General features: G+C 57.2%; 14 protein-coding genes, 1 tRNA gene and 1 other annotated feature. Of the genes, 3 read left to right on the forward strand and 12 right to left on the reverse strand.

Annotated features, from left to right (window positions below):
* Positions 1 to 15: 15 nt before the first annotated feature.
* From DWZ54_RS04055 to DWZ54_RS04095, 9 genes are all read right to left on the reverse strand, one after another.
* Positions 16 to 1,572, reverse strand: a complete 1,557-nt coding sequence (locus tag DWZ54_RS04055; RefSeq protein ID WP_118474621.1) for an ABC-F family ATP-binding cassette domain-containing protein — start codon at positions 1,570 to 1,572, stop codon at positions 16 to 18.
* Between the two features lie 203 nt (positions 1,573 to 1,775).
* Positions 1,776 to 4,256 (reverse strand): leucine--tRNA ligase, encoded by a 2,481-nt coding sequence (gene leuS, locus DWZ54_RS04060; RefSeq protein WP_118474622.1) that lies wholly within the window; start codon positions 4,254 to 4,256, stop codon positions 1,776 to 1,778.
* 48 nt (positions 4,257 to 4,304) lie between these two features.
* Positions 4,305 to 4,512: a binding site (T-box leader), on the reverse strand.
* Positions 4,513 to 4,555: 43 nt separating this feature from the next.
* Positions 4,556 to 5,503 carry a YitT family protein gene (locus DWZ54_RS04065; RefSeq protein WP_118474623.1) on the reverse strand — a complete coding sequence of 316 codons (948 nt, stop codon included), beginning with the start codon at positions 5,501 to 5,503 and terminating at the stop codon, positions 4,556 to 4,558.
* Between the two features lie 34 nt (positions 5,504 to 5,537).
* Positions 5,538 to 6,347: a Nif3-like dinuclear metal center hexameric protein gene (locus tag DWZ54_RS04070; protein WP_118474624.1), complete on the reverse strand. Its 810-nt coding sequence runs from the start codon at positions 6,345 to 6,347 to the stop codon at positions 5,538 to 5,540.
* The gene (locus tag DWZ54_RS04075) at positions 6,341 to 7,027 is read right to left on the reverse strand and encodes a class I SAM-dependent methyltransferase (protein WP_118474625.1); all 687 of its coding nucleotides are present in this window, start codon (positions 7,025 to 7,027) and stop codon (positions 6,341 to 6,343) included. Before DWZ54_RS04075 ends, DWZ54_RS04070 begins: the two co-directional genes overlap by 7 nt.
* An 83-nt stretch (positions 7,028 to 7,110) precedes the next feature.
* Positions 7,111 to 7,186, reverse strand: a tRNA-Asn gene (locus DWZ54_RS04080).
* A gap of 234 nt (positions 7,187 to 7,420) precedes the next feature.
* Complete coding sequence (gene rpoD / locus DWZ54_RS04085; RefSeq protein WP_118015012.1) at positions 7,421 to 8,548, reverse strand: RNA polymerase sigma factor RpoD; 1,128 nt, start codon at positions 8,546 to 8,548, stop codon at positions 7,421 to 7,423.
* Positions 8,549 to 8,595: 47 nt separating this feature from the next.
* Complete coding sequence (dnaG, locus tag DWZ54_RS04090; protein ID WP_118474703.1) at positions 8,596 to 10,374, reverse strand: DNA primase; 1,779 nt, start codon at positions 10,372 to 10,374, stop codon at positions 8,596 to 8,598.
* A 155-nt stretch (positions 10,375 to 10,529) separates the two neighbouring features.
* Complete coding sequence (locus tag DWZ54_RS04095) at positions 10,530 to 11,537, reverse strand: deoxyguanosinetriphosphate triphosphohydrolase (protein ID WP_118474626.1); 1,008 nt, start codon at positions 11,535 to 11,537, stop codon at positions 10,530 to 10,532.
* A 221-nt stretch (positions 11,538 to 11,758) separates the two neighbouring features.
* Between DWZ54_RS04095 and DWZ54_RS04100 the strand changes: the two genes are divergently transcribed.
* Positions 11,759 to 12,280 carry an LptA/OstA family protein gene (locus tag DWZ54_RS04100; RefSeq protein WP_158573608.1) on the forward strand — a complete coding sequence of 174 codons (522 nt, stop codon included), beginning with the start codon at positions 11,759 to 11,761 and terminating at the stop codon, positions 12,278 to 12,280.
* A gap of 113 nt (positions 12,281 to 12,393) precedes the next feature.
* Here DWZ54_RS04100 and glyS read toward each other — a convergent pair whose 3' ends face one another.
* The 3 genes from glyS to DWZ54_RS04115 all read right to left on the reverse strand — a co-directional run bounded on the left by glyS (position 12,394) and on the right by DWZ54_RS04115 (position 17,133).
* The gene (gene glyS / locus DWZ54_RS04105; RefSeq protein ID WP_118474628.1) at positions 12,394 to 14,448 is read right to left on the reverse strand and encodes a glycine--tRNA ligase subunit beta; all 2,055 of its coding nucleotides are present in this window, start codon (positions 14,446 to 14,448) and stop codon (positions 12,394 to 12,396) included.
* A gap of 2 nt (positions 14,449 to 14,450) precedes the next feature.
* The gene (glyQ, locus tag DWZ54_RS04110; protein WP_118474629.1) at positions 14,451 to 15,329 is read right to left on the reverse strand and encodes a glycine--tRNA ligase subunit alpha; all 879 of its coding nucleotides are present in this window, start codon (positions 15,327 to 15,329) and stop codon (positions 14,451 to 14,453) included.
* Between the two features lie 271 nt (positions 15,330 to 15,600).
* Positions 15,601 to 17,133 (reverse strand): Ppx/GppA phosphatase family protein, encoded by a 1,533-nt coding sequence (locus DWZ54_RS04115; protein ID WP_118474630.1) that lies wholly within the window; start codon positions 17,131 to 17,133, stop codon positions 15,601 to 15,603.
* Positions 17,134 to 17,377: 244 nt separating this feature from the next.
* Here DWZ54_RS04115 and DWZ54_RS04120 point away from each other — a divergent pair, with 244 nt between their 5' ends.
* Both DWZ54_RS04120 and ppk1 read left to right on the forward strand, forming a co-directional pair.
* Positions 17,378 to 18,916, forward strand: a complete 1,539-nt coding sequence (locus DWZ54_RS04120; protein ID WP_118474631.1) for a phosphatase — start codon at positions 17,378 to 17,380, stop codon at positions 18,914 to 18,916.
* A gap of 3 nt (positions 18,917 to 18,919) precedes the next feature.
* Positions 18,920 to 21,028 (forward strand): polyphosphate kinase 1, encoded by a 2,109-nt coding sequence (gene ppk1, locus DWZ54_RS04125; protein ID WP_118474632.1) that lies wholly within the window; start codon positions 18,920 to 18,922, stop codon positions 21,026 to 21,028.
* The last annotated feature ends 149 nt before the right edge of the window (positions 21,029 to 21,177 follow it).

Raw genomic sequence — 21,177 nt, forward strand, 5'->3', positions numbered from 1 at the left:
GGACAAACATATGTGTCAGATGATCTTCGTCGACCAGCCCTCGATGTTCCAGACAGCATCCACGAGGTCTTCGTAAAAGTCCGGTTCATGCGAGACGAGCAAAAGCGTACCCTTGTACTCTTTCAGCGCACGCTTGAGCTCTTTTTTTGCCTCCACATCGAGATGATTCGTCGGCTCGTCGAGCACGAGCAGATTGACCGGCTTCTGCATGATCTTGGCCAGGCGGACCTTGGCGGCCTCACCGCCAGAGAGCGCCGTCATCTTCGTCGTGATGTGCTCATTCGTCAGGCCGCACGAAGCGAGCGCCGCGCGCACCTCAAAATTCGACATGCCCGGGTATTCCTGCCAGAGCTCCTCCAGCGCCGTATTCATGTTCCCCTTGGCTTCCTCCTGCTCGAAATAGCCGACGGAAACAAACTCGCCCTGTTCGAGCTCGCCCGAGATGGGCGGAATCAGGCCGAGCATGGTCTTCAGGAGCGTCGACTTGCCGAGGCCGTTCGTGCCGCGGATGGCGATTTTCTTATTGTGCTCCACCTTGATATCGACTGGTTTCGTCAGCGGTGTATCGTAACCGAGCACCAAGCGTCTGGCCTCGATGACAAAACGCGACGGCGTGCGGTCCGGCTGGAAATGGAAGTGCGGTTTCGGCTTCTCCTGGCGCTTCGTCAGGACCTCCATCTTGTCGAGCTTCTTCTGGCGGCTGTTGGCCATGCCGCGCGTCGCGACGCGCGCCTTGTTGCGCTGGATGAAGTCCTGTTCTTTCTTGATCTCGGCCTGCTGGCGCTCGTAGGCGGCTTCTTCCTGACGGCGCTTGAGTGCGGCCATCTCCTCGAATTTCTCATAGCTGCCCGTGTAGCGCGTGAGCTTGAGGTTGTCGACATGCCAGATCACATTCGTCACGGCGTTGAGGAACGGCACGTCGTGCGAGATCACGATAAAGGCGTTCTCATAATTCTGCAGGTAGTTCGTCAGCCAGCTGATATGCTCGGCATCGAGGTAATTCGTCGGCTCGTCGAGCAGCAGGATCTCCGGGTTCTCGAGCAGGAGCTTCGTCAAAAGCACCTTCGTGCGCTGACCGCCCGAGAGCTCGTCGACCTTGCGCTCAAGGCCGATGTCCCTGAGGCCCAGGCCGCCCGCGACTTCCTCGATCCGCGCATCGATGGTGTAATAGCTGCCGGCGTCGAGGATATCCTGGATGTCGCCGACATCCTTCATGAGCTGATCCATCTCCTCGGGCGAGGCCTCGCCCATCTTGTCGTAGGCCGCCAGCATCTCCTGCTCGAGCTGCACGAGGTGGTCAAATGCCGTGCGCAGCGTCTCGCGGATCGTCATGCCAGCCTTGAGCTTGGCATGCTGATCGAGGTAGCCGACCTTCGTGCGCTTCGCCCAAGTCACAGTCCCCGCATCCGGCGTCAGCTTGCCCGTGATGATGGACATGAAGGTGGATTTGCCCTCGCCGTTCGCACCGACGAGTGCCACATGCTCCCCCTTGAGCAGGCGGAACGATACATCTTCAAAAATCTCCCGGCCACCGTAACTGTGGGACAGATGGGATACTTCCAATACGCTCATGTTCTCTTCCTTTCTTGGCTCTTTGGCCCTTGACCTGGCATTCCTGCCGCCCGTTTCCGTAAAACAAAAAATAGTATATCATATCCCCGGTTGTGGAGAAAGTCTTTCTTGCGAGTCCCTGGTATCACAATGAAAATGCCGCAGCCGGTCGTTTTGACCAGATGCGGCATTTTCTATAAGCGGCCAGGCAGCCTGCTGACGGCTCAGCCCTTGACCACGATATTGACAAGCTTCTTCGGCACGCAGATGACCTTGACGATTTCCTTGCCAGCCGTGAGCTCCTGCGTACGCGGCAGCTTCATGGCGATTTCCTGCATACCCGCGCGGTCCGTATCGGCAGGGATCGTGATCTTGTCGCGGACCTTGCCGTTGATCTGCAGCACGATCTCGATTTCATCGAGCTTCGTGGCCGCTTCATCATAAGCAGGCCATTTCTGCTGATGGACGCTGCCCTGGCCGGCAAACAGGCGGCTCCAGAGTTCTTCCGTGATGTGCGGGGCAAACGGGGCCAGGAGCTTGATGAGGTTCTCAGCCACCTCGCGGGCGAGGCCGGCGTTGAGCTCCTTGTCCTGGAAGCCATAGAAGGCATTGACGAGCTCCATGATGGACGATACGGCCGTATTGAACATGAAGCGGTCGCGCACGTCCTCCGTGACCTTGCGAATCGTCACGTGCAGGACGCGGCGCAGATCCTTCTCGTCCTTCGTGAGCTTCGTGACATCGTATTTCTCAGGGCCGTTCTTGATGGCATCTTCAAAGTGTCCGAGGATGCGCCAGACGCGGTTGAGGAAGCGGTAGGAGCCCTCGACGCCTTGGTCGCTCCACTCGAGGTCGCGGTCGACCGGCGCGGCGAACAGGATGAAGAGGCGTGCCGTATCGGCGCCGTACTTCGCGATGATTTCCTCCGGCGAGACAACATTGCCCTTGGACTTCGACATCTTCGAGCCGTCCTTGAGGACCATGCCCTGCGTCAGGAGGTTCGTGAACGGTTCATCGAAGTCGACGAGGCCGGCATCGTGCAGCACCTTCGTGAAGAAGCGCGAGTACAGGAGATGCAGGATGGCGTGCTCGATGCCGCCGATGTACTGGTCGACAGGTGCCCAGTAGTTGACCTTGTCCTTGGCGAACGGCTCCTTGTCGTTGTGCGGATCCGTATAGCGCAGATAGTACCACGAAGAGCAGATGAACGTATCCATCGTATCCGTCTCACGCGTCGCATCGGCGCCGCACTTCGGGCACTTGCAGTGGACGAAGCTCTCACTCGACGCGAGCGGCGAGAGCGAGCCCTGCTCAAACGAAACGTCCTCCGGCAGCATGACCGGCAGGTCTTTTTCCGGCACGAGGACTTCGCCGCAGTGCGGGCAGTTGATGACCGGGATCGGTGCGCCCCAGTAACGCTGGCGCGAGATGAGCCAATCACGCAGGCGGAAGTTGACGCGGCGCTTGCCGAAGCCTTCCTTCTCGGCCTTGTCCATGATGCCCTTCATCGCAGCCTTGATATCGAGCCCCGTGAATTCCGCGGAATTGACGAGCACGCCGTCCTTGTCCGTGTAGGCTTCTGTCATCTCCTCGAGCTTGAGCTCGTGGTCACGCGGCTGCAGCGTGATGATTTTCGGGATGTCGTACTTCGTCGCGAACATCCAGTCACGCGAATCCTCGGACGGCACGCCGATGACGGCGCCCGTGCCGTAGTCGGCAAGGACGTAGTTCGTGACCCAGATCTGCACCTTCTTGCCGTTGAACGGGTTGATGCAGTAAGCACCCGTGAAAATGCCTTCCTTCTCGGACTCGCTCGACGTGCGCTCAATCTCACTCTGATTGCGCGTGCGCTTGACAAAGGCCTGGATCTCCTCGGCCTTCGGATTGTTCTCGCAGATCTTGTCGACGAGCGGATGCTCAGCAGCGAGCGCGAGGAACGTGATGCCGTAGACCGTATCCGGGCGCGTCGTGTAGGCGGCAATCGAGGTGCCGAGCTCCGGTGCCTCAAGGTTGAACTCGAGGCCTTCGCTGCGGCCGATCCAGTTGTCCTGCATCGTCTTGACGCGCTCCGGCCAGCCCTTGAGCTTGTCGAGGTCCTTTAAGAGCACATCGGCATAATCCGTGATCTTGAGGAACCACTGCGAGAGATCCTTCTTGTGAACCTCATGGTCGCAGCGCCAGCATTTGCCGTCGATAACCTGCTCGTTGGCAAGGACCGTGCCGCAGGTGTCGCACCAGTTGACCGATGCCTTTTTCTTGTAGGCGAGGCCGCGCTTGTAAAAGAGCTCAAACAGCCACTGCGTCCACTTGTAGTACGACGGATCGCACGTCTTGACCTCGCGGTCCCAGTCATAGGAAAGACCAAGCTTCTTCTGCTGCTTCTCCATGTTCTCGATGTTGCTGTACGTCCAGTCGGCCGGCTTGACGCCGTGCTTGATGGCGGCATTCTCAGCCGGCATGCCGAAGGAGTCGAAGCCCATCGGGTGCAGGACGTTGAAGCCCTCCATCGTCTTGTAGCGCGCCATGACATCGCCGATGGCGTAGTTGCGCACATGGCCCATGTGCAGATTGCCCGACGGATACGGGAACATCTCAAGTGCGTAATACTTCGGGCGGTTGGGGTCGGCTTCCGTCTTGTAGACCTCTTCCGCTTCCCATTTCTGCTGCCATTTCGACTCGATGTCCTGCGGCGAATATCTTTCCATGCTGATTTCCTCCTAAAAACAAAAAGTCCCCGGCCGTCTTTTCAGACAGCCAGGGACGATGATTCGCGGTACCACCCTGCTTGATGCCGAAGCATCCTCTCGGTGCCGTAACGTGGCAGGCGTCAGCCGTTTCCTTCCAAAAGGGTTTCCCAGCTGCTCCTCCGCAGCGAGTTCAGCGTTTCGTGTCACCGGCTCACACCTGCCGCCGGTTCTCTTTGGGCGTTCCGCGCCTACTGCTCTGCATCCAAGGATTTTACGTGTTTACATATGATTTATTATAGCGGGGAACGCGCCTGCCGTCAACTGTTTCCCGCATCACGGCCTCTCCCCGTCTGGAAGGCCAGCTGCTTTTCGTGCGTCTGCCTCCATTTGCGCCGTGCATCCTCGTAGCTCTCGCATTCGAGCGTGAAGCCCTTGCCTGATACCTCGGAGGTATCCGAGACAATCATGAAGGCCTGCGGGTCATGGTGATCGACAATCGTCTTGACGCGGCTGACCTGCGTGAGGCTCACGACGACGAAGAGGATGTTCTTCGGCTCCTCGGCGAAGCCGCCGCGGCCGTCGATGAACGTTGCGCCGCGATGCACATTCTCCATGATGTCCGCACAGATGGTCTTGGCCTGCGGCGAGACGATGACAATGGATTTCTCGCGGTTGAGACCGGCGGCCACGCGGTTCGTGAGTTCAGCCGTCACATAAATCGACACGAGGCTGAACAGGGCCACTTCGATGCCGAACAGGACCATGGATCCGATGATGATGAGGAAGTTCAGCAGAAAGACGACCGTACCGACATCGATCGAATAATATTTTTTCGTGATGGCGGCGATGACGTCAAGTCCGCCCGTATTGGCGTTCGAGCGGAAGACCATGCCAAAGCCCGCACCGGCAAGGACGCCGCCGAAAATCGAATTGAGCATCGGGTCGGCACAGACGTTCCAATCGACCATGAAGTGCGTCGCATCGAGGATGATGGAAAGCACGACCGTGCCAAAGATCGTATCGGCGGCATAGAGCTTGCCGAATACGTGATAGGCCAGGTACAGGATTGGCAGATTGTAGACGATGTTCTGCATGCCGACGGGCAGCCCCGCCAGATAGTAAACAATGAGTGCAATACCACTTAGACCGCCCGTCATCAGATGGGCCGGTATCAAAAACAAGTTGAAGCCCAGGCAGACAAGCGTGCAGCCAATCGTGATCTGAGCATAACGTGCCGTGTGTTTCCGCAAAGTATTCTTGACCATACGATATTCCCCTGCTTTCTCCGACGCATAATCGTCAGGCTAATTCAAAGAAGTCACGGGAAGACTGGTCCTCAAGGACCCGGACCTCACCCGGTGCCTGTTCGAGTTCCTGGCGCAGACGCGCCGCCAGTGCTCTGACCACGGGGAATTCCGTGCCGAAATGGCCGGCATCGATGAGGTGCATGCCGAGTTCCGCCGCCTGCTGAGCGTCGTGATACTTGACATCGCCCGTCACGTAAACGTCGGCTCCCATCATGGCCGCCTTGCCGATGAATTCGGCACCGGCACCGCTGCAGAGCGCGACCCTGCGCACGGGGTGTGCGCCGGCATCCACGAAACGCACGTGCTGTGTCGGCAGTGCCTCGCGCACCTTTGCCGCAAAGTCGCGGATGGTCATGGGCGCTGGCAGGAAGCCGATGCGCCCGAGGCTCTCGGCCGCGCCATCTTCATGCTGCTCCGTGATGATGAAGCTCGAAAGCTTTGAAAGGCCGATGGCGTTTGCCAGCACATCGTTGACGCCGCCCTGTGCGATGTCGAGATTCGTATGCGCCGCCACGACGGCGATATCATGCTTCAGCAGGACAGACAGGCGATGGCCGAGCGGCAGATCCGTGCGCAGCTTCTTGAGCGGATGAAAGATGAGCGGATGATGGGCAACGATGAGTTCCGCGCCCTGCTCGATGGCCTGATGAACGACTTCATCACTGACATCGAGCGCCACGAGGACTCTGCCTACCTCCTGGGCCGGGCTGCCGACCAAAAGACCGGGATTGTCCCATTCCTCCGCCAGATGCCTGGGTGCGATGCGCTCGATGGCATCGAGTATGACTTGACATTTTACCACGATAAACGCGCCTCCAACTCTTTGATGCGATCTTTTACTTTCTGATACTTCTTGGAGGACAGGGCCCGCTTACTCTTTTCCATGCCGATGGCCACGCGCCGCTGCTGGAAGAGCAGCGATTCGATGTGATGGCGCAGAAGCGGCGGCTTCTTTTCCCAGAGCACGGGTCCGATCTCCAGCAGGATCTCCTCCGGCATCTTGCGCTTGCCGCGTTCGGCCTTGATGATCTCATAGATGCGGCCATCCGCGATGGCCAACGACTCGTCGACGATATGCCAGTGGCTGTGATAGAGCCAGCGGCGCAGTTCGGCTGCTGCGCTCTGAGGCTGCAGAATCAGTGTCGTAAGCTTCGCGACGACATCCTGTGATGCGTTCAGGATGTCCGTCATGAGCACGCCGCCCATGCCGGCGATGCAGATCGTATCCACCTCACCTGGCTTCACGGTGGCGAGTCCGTCGCCGAGGCGCACGGAGATCTTGTCCATGAGCCCGGCTTCCCGGACCGTGCGGTTCGCAGCCTCGAAGGGGCCGGCATTCTTGTCGCTGGCCACGACAAAATCCGCTTTTCCCGCCTGGACGAGCGCGATGGACAGGTACCCGTGATCGGTGCCGATATCTGCCACGCGGCTGCCCTCCGGAACAAAGTCGGCCAACGCTTGCAGTCGATCATCAAGATGCATGAGGAAGTCCCCCTTTTCAGACTATGACACTATCATAACATAACAAAAAGGGTGTAACAACTGTTACACCCTTACAATGCGTATGGCTCCTCGAGCAGGATTCGAACCTGCGACAGCCTGATTAACAGTCAGGTGCTCTACCGGCTGAGCTATCGAGGAATATCAACAACAGATATTATTATAGGGTGTGTACAGGGATATGTCAATACCTGCCGACAAAAAAATTGTCCTGTTCCATCTGGCAAATATACGTCATGGCCAGAACATCCAGCGCCGGTCTCCCGCTTTCCTGTGTCAGAAACGCAAAAAATTTTTTTAGTTGATACAAAAAATAACCTGTTCCATGCCAAACATGAAACAGGTTATTTTTATGCACGAATCTCAAAGCCTGACTCAGTCCAGGAAATCCTTGAGCTTGCGACTGCGGCTCGGATGGCGCAGCTTGCGCAGGGCCTTGGCCTCAATCTGGCGGATGCGCTCGCGCGTGACACCGAAATTCTGGCCGACCTCTTCGAGCGTGCGGGCACGGCCGTCGTCGAGTCCGAAGCGCAGGCGCAGAACCTTTTCCTCACGCGGCGTCAGCGTATCGAGAACATCCTCGAGCTGTTCCTTGAGCAGCATGAATGAAGCCGCATCGGCAGGTGCCGTTGCATCCTGGTCTTCGATGAAATCGCCGAGATGCGAATCCTCTTCCTCGCCGATTGGCGTCTCGAGCGACACCGGTTCCTGTGCGATCTTCATGATCTCGCGCACGCGCTCGACGCTGATCTCCATTTCCTTGGCGATTTCCTCCGGGGTCGGTTCACGTCCGAGCTGCTGCAGGAGCTGGCGCGACACGCGGATGAGCTTGTTGATCGTCTCGACCATGTGTACCGGGATGCGGATGGTACGGGCCTGGTCCGCGATGGCGCGCGTGATGGCCTGACGGATCCACCAGGTCGCATACGTACTGAATTTATAGCCCTTGTTGTAATCAAATTTCTCCACGGCCTTGATGAGGCCCAGGTTGCCTTCCTGAATGAGATCCAGGAAGAGCATGCCGCGGCCGACATAGCGTTTGGCGATGCTGACGACCAGGCGCAGGTTGGCTTCCGCCAGGCGCTTCTGGGCCTCTTCGTCACCGGCCTCCATGCGTTTAGCCAGTGCGACCTCTTCTTCTGCCGTCAGCAGGGGGACGCGGCCGATTTCCTTGAGGTACATGCGCACAGGATCATCGATGCTGACACCTTCCGGTACGCTGAGGTCGATTTCCACATCTTCGTCAGCTTTGTCCACATCCATGTCCACATCGTCATCATGAGAATCGCTGTTGGAATCATCCACGATCTCGATGCCACGCTTGCTGAACATATCGTACATGGCGTCAATCTCATCCGGCGACAGATCCTGCGTCTGCAGGGCATCCACCAACTCTCCATATGTCAGCGTGCCACCATTCTTCTTTCCCTTCGATAACAGGCTCTCTATGATCTCAGAGCTGCGGCTCTTGCCAGCAGCCTTTGCGGTCTTCTTTTCAGCCATTCGACTGCCCCCTTTCCAGACGTCCCATCCATACAATCGTCAACAGTTCACCATTCATCCATTTCATGTTTAATCTTATTTACCTCATTCAATTCATCCAGATACGCCTTATTGCCAGCCTGCAGGTATTCATTGGCCCTGCGGCTGTGTTCCATATACAATGCGTTGAGCTCCGCTTTCTTGAGTACCTTGAGCGAGTCCTCATAAGCCTGGGTTTCCTCCCGTCCCCCGAGATTCTCGACGAGGGCTCGGGAAAGCTCTGCGGACGCTTCATCGCTCAAGCCGGCCGTCATGGCCTCATCCACGGGACGGCCTTCTGAAAGGCCCTGCTTCAAGAGCAGCAGAATCTCGCGCTGCACGGGATCTGCCAGCTTCTCGAGCGTTAAGATCGTCTCCACATGAGCGAGGACGGCAGGATCCTGCCAGGCCATGCGGATGACGATGCGTCCGGCCCGGCGCAGGGCATCGTCCTGCTGCACGACAGCCTGACGCACAGGGGCCTTCGTCTCCTTCGGCAGGACCTCCGGCCGATAGCGGGCCAGTTCGGCCTGCACCACGCCCTCATCGAGCATCAGGGCCTGTGCGAGCTTTTTTTCGTATTCGCTGCGCTCAGTCGGCTTGCGGATGCCCGCGAGCACGGGCATCATGGCCTGCAGGGCCTGTACCTTCCCGGCCAGCGTATCGTATCGCGTGTGGGAGAGCACGTAGTGCAGGCGGTAATCCACGAGCGGCATGGCCTTTTGCACGAGGGCGCGAAAGGCCTCTGCGCCGTGCTTCCGTATGTACTCATCCGGATCCTTGCCATCCGGCACGACGATGACCCGGACCTCCGCTCCTGTATCGCGGACAATCGACAGGGCCCGTATCGTCGCATTCTGGCCGGCCTCATCGCTGTCGTAGCAAAAGCAGATCACCGGCGCATAGCGCAGGAGCAGTTTGCTGTGTTCCGGCGTAAAGGCCGTTCCCAAAGAGGCGACAACGTTTTCGACGCCAGCGTCAAAAACAGAGATTGCATCCATGTAGCCCTCCACGACAATGGCGTATCCTTCGCGCTGGATGGCGCGGTGAGCGCGGTCCAGTCCGAACAGGATGCGCCGCTTGTTGAAGAGCACGGTTTCCGGCGTATTCAAGTATTTCGGGGTCGAGTCATCGAGAACCCGGCCGCCAAATCCAACCACTCGCCCGCGTTCATCCGCAATCGGGATGATGACGCGGCCTCGGAATCTGTCATAAAGGCCGTTGCCGTTACGACGCTCAGCCGCGAGGCCGCTTGCCAATAAAAATTCCTGCTTGATTCCACGCTTCAAGAAAGCCGTGGACAACTTATCCCAGGCAAGTGGTGCAAAACCGAGTTGAAATTCCTCAATCGTCTCAGGACGGATGCCACGTTTCTTGAAATATGCCAATCCCGGTTCCCCGAGCCGCGTCATCGTCAGGCAATTGTGGAAGAAATCCCGCGCGAGCTCATTGACCTTGCGCAAATCCTTCCGCTCCTGTTCACGGGCCAATTCCTGCGGACTCTTGTGACGCTCCGGCAGGGGAATCCCCAGCTTTTCCGCCTGGAGCTTGATGGCTTCAAAGTACGATACGTTCTCGATCATCGAAAGGAATTTGAAGGCGTTGCCGCCCGCATGACAGCCAAAGCAGTAAAAGAAGCCCTTGTCGGGTACGACGGAGAACGATGGCGTATTTTCCTGATGGAACGGGCAGCAGCCCCAGTAGCGGTTGCCCTTGCGTTTCATGGGAACATATCCCTGTACGACGCTCAGGATATCCGTCTGGGCATTGACCCGTTCGACGAAATCGTCCATCTCCTCATTGCGCATACGATCCACCTTGCTGTATCCTTCCATTCTATTGGCATGCATCCTGTGCCGATTCTTCTGGCACTTGTAGTATATTCGCTACGATTGTCCAAAAACCTGCCTGACGGCAAGAAAGTTTTCAACCAATCGCGCAAACGGTTCATCCCCGGCCAGTCTCAGGAGCCCGCCTTCAGCACGCGGCCCACCGGCGGCACGAAGATTTCATTGAATCGCTGGACGGCATAGCTGTCTGTCAGCCCCGCCACATAATCCGTTACGATCTGGCTGCGGCTCCACCGTTTCTCCCGCTGCCGGAATTCTTCCGGCAGTACCTCGAAATGGTCGAGGAAATACGCGTAGAGCGCCCGCAGCACAAAGCCTGCCTGACGCCGCTCATCAGCCAGCGCCGGCGAGAGATAGATATGCTCGAACATAAAGCTGCGGAAATGATCCATGACTTCCTGCACCCTGCGGGAGGGCCGGACATCCTTCAATTCCCGGGAATTCTCAATCATGTCTCCGACCATGCTCGTGATCATATGCGAAGTATCCGGCCCAAAGCAGTCGTAGACCTCCTGCGGCAGATCACCGTCCTTGAGCAGTCCCGCGCGCAGGCTGTCGTCGTAATCGTGGCAGAGATACGCGATGCGGTCAGCCGTGCGCACGATGCGCCCTTCGAGTGTCTTGGGAAGATGCGGCCCCGTGTGATTGACGATGCCGTCCTTGACCTCATACGTCAGGTTGAGTCCACGGCCTCCCTTTTCGAGGAATTCCACGACGCGCAGGCTCTGCTCGTTGTGCGCGAAATGCCCCGTCAGTTCGTTCATGACGGCTTCACCGGCATGGCCGAAGGGCGTATGGCCGACATCGTGCCCGAGCGCGATGGCTTCCGTCAGATCCTCATTGAGCCGCAGCCCTCTGGCAATGGTTCTCGAGATCTGCGCCACTTCAAGGCTGTGTGTCATGCGCGTGCGATAGTGATCGCCGGCCACGATGTAGACCTGTGTCTTCCGCTTGAGGCGCCGGAATGACTTGGAATGCAGGATGCGGTCGCGGTCACGCTGGAACTTCGTGCGGAACTCACATTCCTCCATCGGCAGCTTGCGCTTCGCCGCCCTGCTTTTCGCCGCCTGCGGTGCCAGCAGCTGGTATTCCAGCTCTTCCGTCCGTTCTCGGATATTCAAGGCACATCCCACCTCCTGCCAATCAGCTTTTTGTCTTAACCATGTTGCGTATACAGGAACCACAGAGACATGTCTCTTCAAGTTCCCGCTATCTATTATATTACGAGAAAGACTGCCCGATTTCCTGCCCCTATTTCGTATCGCTTGCCCCCTATTTTGCAAAATAATCACGACTGGAGTAAAATAGAAGTGTAGAATTGGACGATTATGAGGTGATTCCCGTGGGAAAAGGAAAAATATGCCTGCTCTTCTGCCTGGTCTTGCTGATTGCCCTGCACACCGGCACGCGCCTGGGGGCCGCGCAGACTCTGCAGGCTCCGGGCCGCAGCCAGCCGGAAGCTGTATCAGCCGACCAGGTGAGCTATGATGAACAGACGGGCCGTTACGTCTGCCACGGCAACGTGCGCATCGATCTCGGCAGCCGCATGCTGCTGGCCAATGAAGCACAGCTGACGAGCAATCTGCGCACCATCTGGATGCAGGGCAATGCACGCCTGGTTGAAAACGAGATCATCTTCAGCGGCGAGGCCATCTATGCCAGCCTTGACGACAGCCGCGCCTTCCTGTTTGGCCAGCGCTGTTCCATGAAGCGGCCGGGGCTCTCCATCAGCAGCGATGCCGTGCAGTATCGCTGGGACGACCGCCTGGTCCTGTTTGATGGACATGTGCTCATGGTCGACGGCGATCAGGAAAAGGCCTGCACACATCTGGAATACGATCTCGAGAAGAACAAAGCTTCCTAAAGACAAAACACACCACTTGATAACACAGGAAAAAGAAAGGGCCTGGTATCCGGTTTCATCGGATATCAGGTCCTTTTCCTGTCATTGCCTGGTCCGGCATCGAGTCAGAGGCATCAGGCCGTGACGATCTTGCTGAAATCAGCCACACGCTTCACGAGCGCGTCGATGCTCTTCAGCAGGCCCAGACGGTTGTCGCGGATGTTCTCATCCTTGTCCATGACCATGACGCCATCGAAAAAGGCATCGATGGGCTGCGAAAGCTGCGTGAAGGCTTCAAGGGCGCCGGCGTAATCCTCGGCCTGGAGCTTCTCGGCAGCAGCCTTATCAGCTTCCTCATAGGCCGCATAGAGTGCGCGTTCCTCGTCATTCTGGAAGAGCGCCGCATCCACAACAGTCTGCCCGGCCTTCTTGGCCAGGTTGCCCACGCGCACGAATGCCTGGATGTCCTTCTCCGCATCCTTGCCTGCCACGAATGCTTCCACAGCCGCTGCACGCTGAGCGACGGCGTAGAGATCATCGACATCGCCGAGCACGGCATCGAGCACGTCGTAGCGGATGGACTCGAGGACGTTCTTGAGGCGCAGGCGCATGAAGTCTGCCACATCCTGCTGCATCTTTTCGCGAGCTGCCTCATCCGTAATGCCGTAGAGGTCCATCGACTTGTTGACAAGTGCAGAAAGGCTCAGATGGTATTTCGCTTCGATCATCATGTTGACGAGGCCGAGAGCCTGGCGGCGAAGGGCGAACGGATCCTGCGAGCCCGTCGGGATCTTGCCGAGGCTGAACGTGCCGACAATCGTATCGATCTTGTCAGCCGTACTCACGATGCGGCCGGCCGTCGTAGCGGGCTGGCTGTCACCGGCAAAGCGTGGCTTGTAATGCTCGTCGATGGCGATGGCCACCTTCTCGCACTCGCCGTCAAGCTTTGCGTACTCGCGGCCCATGATGCCCTGCAGTTCGGTGAACTCCGTGACCATGCCCGTGACGAGATCGGCTTTCGAGAGCAGTGCCGCGCGATGTGCGTGCTTGTGTGCCTTCTCATCGGCATGGAGTTCGTCAGCGATGAAGTCCGCGAGAGCAGCCAGGCGCTCCGTCTTCTCGTACATCGTGCCGAGGCCCTGCTGGAAGACGACGGTCTTTAATTTGTCGCGATGCTCCTCGAGGCTCTTCTTGCGGTCTTCATCGAAGAAGAATTGGGCATCGGCCAGGCGGGCGCGCAGCACGCGCTCATTGCCGTGCTGGACCGTCTCGAGATATTCCCTGCCGCCGTTGCGCACGGTGATGAAGAGCGGCAGCAGCTTGCCAGCAGCATCCTTGACCGGGAAGTAACGCTGATGGTCGCGCATCGGCGTGATGACGGCTTCCGGCGGCAGCTGCAGGTATTTCTCCTCAAATTTGCCGCAGAGAGCCGTCGGATACTCCACGAGATAGAGGACTTCTTCGAGCAGGTCGTCCGTGATCTCGGCCTGGCCGCCATTTTCCTTGGCGACTTCCTCGATCTGCTCGCGAATCATGGCCTTGCGCTTATCCTGATCGACGATGATGAAGTTCTCCTCGCAGGCCGCTTCGTAGTCAGCGGCCGAATCAATCGTGAAATCGCCCTGCGAGAGGAAGCGGTGGCCGCGGGACGTGCGGCCCGATTTGACGTTGGCGAGCTCAAACGGGATGACATCCTTGTCATAAAGGGCAACGAACCAGCGGATCGGGCGGATGAACTTGAAGTCGAGGTCGCCCCAGCGCATGTTGTTCGGGAAGGAGAGGCCGCAGACGAGTTCCGGCAGCAGCGTCTCGAGGAGCTTTGCCGTCGGCTGGCCTTCCTCATGGACTTCCGCATAGACATAGCCGTCTTTGACGACGAGGTCTTCCGGCGCGACGTGCTGACCGCGGGCAAATCCCTGTGCAGCCTTCGTTGGCTTGCCGTCAGCATCAAAGGCGATCTTGACGGACGGGCCGCGGTTCTCGCTCGTGACATCTTCCTGTTTCTCCGCGAGGCCCTTGACGAGAAGTGCCGTGCGGCGCGGCGTACCGAGCGTGCGGATGGCATCAAAGGCGATGCGGTTCTCCTTGAATGCCTTTTCCGCATGTTCCTTGAGCTGGGCCAGTGTGCCCGGCATTACATGGGCCGGAATCTCTTCCGTGCCGATTTCAAATAACAGATCCTTAGCCATGCTCACTTCTCCCCTCTATACAGCATCGGATAACCGAGCTCTTCACGCTGTTTCAGATAGCACTCGGCGCAAAGGCGCGCGAGCTTGCGGACGCGGCCGATGAAAGCGGCGCGCTGCGAAACCGAGATGGCACCGCGGGCATCCAGCAGATTGAAGGTATGCGAGCATTTGAGCACGTAATCGTAAGCCGGATGGACGTAGCCTTTCTCGATGATGCGCACGGCTTCCTTCTCGTATTTGTCGAAGAGATCGAAGAGCAGGGCCTCATCGGAAAGATCGAAGGCGTAGACCGACTGCTCGTACTCGTTCTGATGGAAGACATCGCCATACGTGTAATCATCCGTCCACTGGATGTCGTAGACATTCTCGACGCCCTGGATGTACATGGCGAGACGCTCGAGGCCGTACGTGATCTCCGAAGCCACCGGACGCACATCCTGGCTGCCGACCTGCTGGAAATACGTGAACTGCGTGATTTCCATGCCGTCAAGCCATACTTCCCAGCCCAGGCCCCAGGCGCCGAGCGTCGGCGATTCCCAGTTATCCTCGACGAAGCGGATATCATGCTGCTTCGGGTCGATGCCGAGGCGCTCAAGACTCTCTAAGTAGAGCTCCTGGATGTTGTCCGGCGACGGCTTCATGATGACCTGGAACTGATGATGCTGATACAGGCGGTTCGGATTATCGCCATAACGGCCATCGGCCGGACGGCGCGAAGGCTCGACATAAGCGACATGCCAGGGCTCCGGGCCCAGCACGCGCAGGAAGGTCGACGGATTCATCGTGCCGGCGCCCTTCTCCACATCGTACGGTTCTGCCAGAATGCAGCCCTGCTCCGACCAGAATTTCTGCAGGGCCAGGATGATTTCCTGAAATTTCATGGGAACAACTCCTTTTCCAAATTGTTACAGAAACAAAAAAGTCTCGTTCCTGCAACGTGACGTTACAGGGACGAGACTTGCATGACAAGTACCGCGGTTCCACCCTGATTGGTTTTCCCAGGGAAAACCCACCTCAAGCTATGGGATTCTGCTCCGAAGTGCCTTTCGCCTCCCTGACGGCCTTGCACCATCGCCGTCTCGCTAACTTTGAGGCTACTCTTCTTCATCATTGCTATTACGAGTTTAGCAAAAGGGCGTCCGCTTGTCAACCTCAGTCTTTGTGCCAGAGAATGATGAGCGGTTTGCCATATTCCTTCTTGAATTGCTTAGCATACGTTTTCATTTCAAAGTCCGCCGCACTATGCGAGGTACCTTTGCCGCTGCGAACGGCCAGCACGACGCCCTCTTCGTCATTTGTGACGTCAAAACCCGTGACGACGCCTTCATACGTCACATCGGCGGCTTCTGACAAAGCCAGCAGCAGGGAAAGCCTGCGCACGAGCTGCCAGTCTTCCTGCGTCAGCATCATCGCGTAGCGGTAGGAACGCATGATCTTGTTGCTGATACCGTGATGGAAGCCCGCGATGAAGGACGCGATGAGCTGTTCCTTCTGACGCATGCCATAGATTGGAGCATGCGCGATGATGAAGGCGGAATGGCGCGCGTGCTCATAGTAATTGATGGTCTTGCCCGAATCGTGCATCGAAGCGGCCACTTCAAGGAGTTCGCGCTCGCGCCTGCCTGCCTTGTGCAGCGGGCGCAGCTGGTCAAAGAGGCTGAGTGCGAGATCGCGCACGCGCGCCAGATGCTCCGGCTGGCACTCCGTCGTGCCGAGATAATTCTTCACGCTGGCGCGCAGGATATCCTGTACGACAGGCCCCTGCCCGTACTTCTCTCCGTAGTATTCGTAGAAGACGCCTTCGCGCAGGCCGCAGCCGGAGACGATGAGATCGCGTCCCCCGGCAAACTCCACGAGGCAGCGGATGATGAGCGCGCCAGCCACGATAATATCGGCTCGCTCCGTCGAAAGACCGCGCATGCGGCGGCGGTTTGCAAGGCTCGACTTGATGATGGCATTGTAATTGTCGTCAAAGCGCTTGCGCGGGATGATGTAATTATGGATGCGTGCCAGCTGGTAATTCGTGTGGGCCTGGTCCATCTTGGCGAGGTTTCGCACGGTGCCGCCCACGCCGACGATGGGCAGATTCACGCCCTTGGCCCAGGGGATCATCGTCTCATACTTTTCCTGGATGAAGCTCTTGCAGCGGTCGAGAGCCGCTGAGGTCACCTTATCCGACAGATTGAAGGCATCGGTGACCGTTACGGCGCCAATGGGCACGGATACGGATTCCACGATCTTGCGATGCTCGACCAGAGAGATTTCGATGGAAGCACCGCCGAGGTCAAACTGCAGGTAATGGTCCTCGGCAATCGTATTGACCACGCCGAGGTAGCCGAGGTATGCCTCGCGCTCACCCGATATGACCGTGACCTCGATGCCCGTCTCGCGCTTGATGCGCTCGATGAAGGCCGGACCGTCCTTGGCATTGCGGGCGGCCGCCGTCGCCACGGCGATACATTTCGTGATCTTCATGACCTCCATCATGTGGCGATAGACCTTGAGGCATTCCATTGCGCGCTTGACACCGGCAGGATTGAGCTTCCCCGTCTCAGACATCCCGCGTCCCAGGCGGATGGCCTCCTTCTGCTGATACTCCAATCGATAGGAATGATTCTCTGCAATCTGCATGATGATAAAGCGGATTGAATTGGATCCCATATCGATGATTGCCACTCTCTCCATAAAAATCCCCTTCCTGAGCTGAACCCTCTTTCCTTTCAGTATATCAATTTGCAAGACCTGCTTCAAGATTAGAAACAAACCATTCCATGATCCATCCTGAATTCGAACAATCGTGCGCGAATGAATGAAAAATTTACAAAAACATTACAATCGAGATGCATGTTCCCATATAAAACGTGTTATCATAAGTTTAATACAGGCAGTGAATCACGCCCTTGATATACCCGAAAGGATGTAGATTTTTATGAAGAGAAAAACGACCTTCGGTGTCGTGCATATTGGCTCAATCCACACAAGTGTGGCCATCGTGGCCTACCGCTCGCCGACGGATTGCGAGATCATCGAAGCAGCCAATAAGGAAATCCCGCTCGGCGAAGAGATTTTTCATCACCAGCGCCTCTCCTTCGCTTCGATTCATGAGCTCTGCCGTGTCCTGCAAGGATTCCGCCAGCTGCTCGCCGATTATGGGGTCACCGAGGTCTACCCGATTGCCACTACGGCCATCCGCGAGGCAGAAAACAGCCTTGGCATCCTCGACCTCCTGAAACTGCGCACGGGCTTCGTCTTCCACGTTGCGGATATGACGGAAGAAATTTACTACAAATTCTTTGCCCTGCATCAGAAACTCAAGAAAAACCATGAAGCAATTGGCAAGAAACCGGTCCTGCTGCTCGATGTCACCTCCGGTGGTGTGGGCTTCACAGGCTGGCAGAACGGCAATCTGCTCTTCCAGACCAATATCGCCAGCGGACGATTGAGCATTCTCGAGCATTTTAGCCAGGAAGAACGCTCCGATATCATGTTCCCCGCTGCCGTACGCGACTACATCCATGCCTCCTTGTCGCCGCTCTGGAGCAGCATCGAGCACGCCAAAATCCACACGCTGGTGCTTTCAGGCTTTGAGGCGCGCATTTTTGCTTCGCTGCTGGCACAAAAGAAGGATTCCTATCCCATCCAAATCGACCCGGATGCCTTCCTGTCCATGACGACTTCTCTAATCCCTCTGACAACGCGCAAACTCATGTACGAATTCAATCTCAACGAACAGCGCGCCAAGCTCCTGCTGCCGACCCTGCTGCTCTACGAAGAGGTCGTGCGCACGATGCACATCGAGTCCATTCTCGTCATCGATACGACCTTCCTCATGAGCTATGCTGTCTGGTGCGGTGCCATCAAGCAGTCGCCCCAGGCCATCGAGGAACAGAACGAGCTGCTGCTCGGACTTGCCCACAGCATCGCAGCACGCTACAGCTGCAATCTCGACCATGGATCCCGCATCGAGGAATACGCGGCCATGTTCTTCACAGCCCTGCGCAACGTCCATGGCCTGACCGAACGGCAGGGCATGCTGCTGCGCATGAGTGCCATCCTGCATGAGGTCGGAAAATTCGTCAATCTGCGCAATTACACACTGTATTCGTGGCAGATCATCCTCGGCACCGATATTTTCGGCATCACCGATGCCGAAAAGGAAATCATCGCCTGCATCGATTACTATTACAACAAGGATAATCCAGACCGTCATGACCGGCATTACCAGGAACTCACGCGCGATCAGGAGATCATCGCCGATAAATGCTGCGCCATCCTGCGCCTGGCCGATGCCCTCGATCAGGGCCACAGCGGCAAGATCAAGAACGTATCCGCCCGCCTGGTCCGCGAGCAGCTGATTGTCGAATACACCGCCGAAGATGATATCTCGCTGATTCGTTGGACCTTCCAGCGCGCATCGGTACTTTTCTGTGAAATTTTCGGCATTGAACCGGTTCTTAGGAGGAAATAACCCATGAAAAAAAAGAAAGAGAACGAACAGGAACGAGCGGTGGACGTCATTGACTTCCACAAGCGGGAATACTATCTGAATCGTGAATGCACCTGGCTCAAATTCAACCAGCGCGTCCTGCGTGAGTCACTGAGCAAGGAGAATCCTCTGCTGGAACGCCTTCGCTTCATCGCCATCACCTGCTCCAACCTCGATGAGTTCTTCATGATTCGCGTGGCCGGCCTCAAGCATCTGCTCGAGAGCGGCATCGACCATCACGACATCAGCGGTCTGACGCCACGCGGCCAGATGGAAGCCGTAAGCTGCCTCGCGCATAATCAGATTCATGACATCGACCGCTGCCTGCGTCTTATACTCGCCGAGCTCAAGGGCGAAGGCATCCACTTCATCAGCCCGACTGACTTGACGCGCCATCAGGAACTCTGGCTGACGGAATTCTTTGAGCGCGAGATTTATCCGATTGTCACGCCGATGGCCGTCGATCCCTCACACCCTTTCCCCTTCCTCGCCAGCAAGAGCCTGAACCTGGCCGTGCATCTCAAACGCCATGAAGAAGAGGAAATCCGCCTGGCCATCCTGCCGGTGCCTTCGGCCATCCTCGGGCGCCTCATCAAGCTGCCGGATACGCTGCATTTCCTCTACCTAGAAGATGTCCTGAGTTATTTTGCCAGCCGTTTCTTCACCGGTTACGAAATTCTCGAAACAACGCCGTTCCGCATCACGCGCGACGCCGACCTCGACATCCGCGAAGATGTCGACGACCTGCTGACCGAGGTCGAGAAGTCTCTGGAAAAACGCCGCAAGGGCGCTGCGGTACGCCTGGAAATCGCCAAGAGCACGTCTGCTGAGACGCGCCAGATCCTTCAGAAGGAACTCGAGCTTGAAGACGGCGATATCTACACGATCCAGGGACCGCTCGGCGCCGCATTCTTCTCCTCCTTCGCCAACATCGAAGGCTTCGATCACCTGCGCTACAAGCCCTTCATCCCGCGTCCGTCCATCGAACTCGCAGCCCGCAAGGCCCCGGATATCTGGAAGGCCATCCGCGAAGGCGATATCCTGCTGCACCATCCGTTCGAGAGCTTCCACACCGTCGAACAGTTCATCCATACGGCGGCCTACGACGACAATGTCCTTGCCATCAAGCAGACCTTGTACCGCGTGAGCAGCAAATCCCCGATCATTGCAGCACTCGCCGCAGCTGCCCGCAACGGCAAGCAGGTCACGGTCCTCATGGAAGTCAAGGCTCGTTTCGACGAGGAGAACAACATCCTCATGGCCAGACTGCTCGAAGAAGCCGGCTGCCACGTCATTTACGGCATACTCGGACTCAAGACGCACTCCAAGATCACGATGGTCATCCGCCGCGAAGAAGACGGCATCCGTCGTTACTGCCACCTGGCCACGGGTAACTACAACGGCTCCACGGCCAAGATCTACACCGATGTCGGCCTCCTGACCTGTGACAATGAGATTGGCATGGACGGCTCCCGCTTCTTCAACTTCCTGTCGGGCTTCTCTGACCCGCCGGTATGGAACAAGCTCATCGTCGCGCCGCTCAACCTGCGCGAAACCATCATGGCTGAGATTGACCAGGAAATCCGTCACGCCCAGAACGGTGAAAAAGCCTATATCGCGGCCAAGATGAATTCCCTTCTCGACCGCTTCCTGATTGCCAAGCTCTACGAGGCTTCTGCTGCCGGCGTCAAGATTGACCTCATCGTCCGCGGCATCTGCGTCCTGCGCCCGGGCATCAAAGGCGTCAGTGAGAACATCCATGTCCGCAGCATCGTAGGACGTTTCCTCGAACACAGCCGCATCCTCTACTTCCGCAACGGCGGCAAGGATGATGTCTTCATTTCCTCGGCTGACTGGATGCCGCGCAACCTCAACAACCGCGTGGAACTCATGATCCCGGTGGCAGGCAAAGCGCATAAGAAACGCCTGAAGGCCATCCTGAACACCTACATCAAAGACAATAAGAAAGCCTATCTGATGCGTTCCGACGGCTCGTATGTCCGCGCTTCGTGCCGCAAGGGCAGCACGCCGATAGCCGCACAGAACTTCCTGATGGAAACGGCCATAAAGGGAGAAGTGCTCGGTCAGAAATAAAAAAATCCCTGCAAGAAACGAAGGGCTCACCTGATGGTGAAGCCCTTTTTCTTGCAGGGATTTTGTCGTCAGTACGAAAAAAGCACCCGCTTTCGCAGGTGCTTCATGCACACTCAAAACTATACAGAAGAAATTAACATTTTAGGTTC

It is taken from the genome of Mitsuokella sp. AF33-22, from assembly GCF_003475755.1.
Taxonomy (GTDB): domain Bacteria; phylum Bacillota; class Negativicutes; order Selenomonadales; family Selenomonadaceae; genus Mitsuokella.

What these genes read in the sequence shown, in the direction of transcription:
- DWZ54_RS04055 (WP_118474621.1), bottom strand. Translation starts at nt 1,572, where the DNA reads ATGAGCGTATTGGAAGTATCCCATCTGTCCCACAGTTACGGTGGCCGG.
- leuS (WP_118474622.1), bottom strand. Translation starts at nt 4,256, where the DNA reads ATGGAAAGATATTCGCCGCAGGACATCGAGTCGAAATGGCAGCAGAAA.
- DWZ54_RS04065 (WP_118474623.1), bottom strand. Translation starts at nt 5,503, where the DNA reads ATGGTCAAGAATACTTTGCGGAAACACACGGCACGTTATGCTCAGATC.
- DWZ54_RS04075 (WP_118474625.1), bottom strand. Translation starts at nt 7,027, where the DNA reads ATGCATCTTGATGATCGACTGCAAGCGTTGGCCGACTTTGTTCCGGAG.
- rpoD (WP_118015012.1), bottom strand. Translation starts at nt 8,548, where the DNA reads ATGGCTGAAAAGAAGACCGCAAAGGCTGCTGGCAAGAGCCGCAGCTCT.
- dnaG (WP_118474703.1), bottom strand. Translation starts at nt 10,374, where the DNA reads ATGCGCAATGAGGAGATGGACGATTTCGTCGAACGGGTCAATGCCCAG.
- glyS (WP_118474628.1), bottom strand. Translation starts at nt 14,448, where the DNA reads ATGGCTAAGGATCTGTTATTTGAAATCGGCACGGAAGAGATTCCGGCC.
- glyQ (WP_118474629.1), bottom strand. Translation starts at nt 15,329, where the DNA reads ATGAAATTTCAGGAAATCATCCTGGCCCTGCAGAAATTCTGGTCGGAG.
- DWZ54_RS04115 (WP_118474630.1), bottom strand. Translation starts at nt 17,133, where the DNA reads ATGGAGAGAGTGGCAATCATCGATATGGGATCCAATTCAATCCGCTTT.
- DWZ54_RS04120 (WP_118474631.1), top strand. Translation starts at nt 17,378, where the DNA reads ATGAAGAGAAAAACGACCTTCGGTGTCGTGCATATTGGCTCAATCCAC.
- ppk1 (WP_118474632.1), top strand. Translation starts at nt 18,920, where the DNA reads ATGAAAAAAAAGAAAGAGAACGAACAGGAACGAGCGGTGGACGTCATT.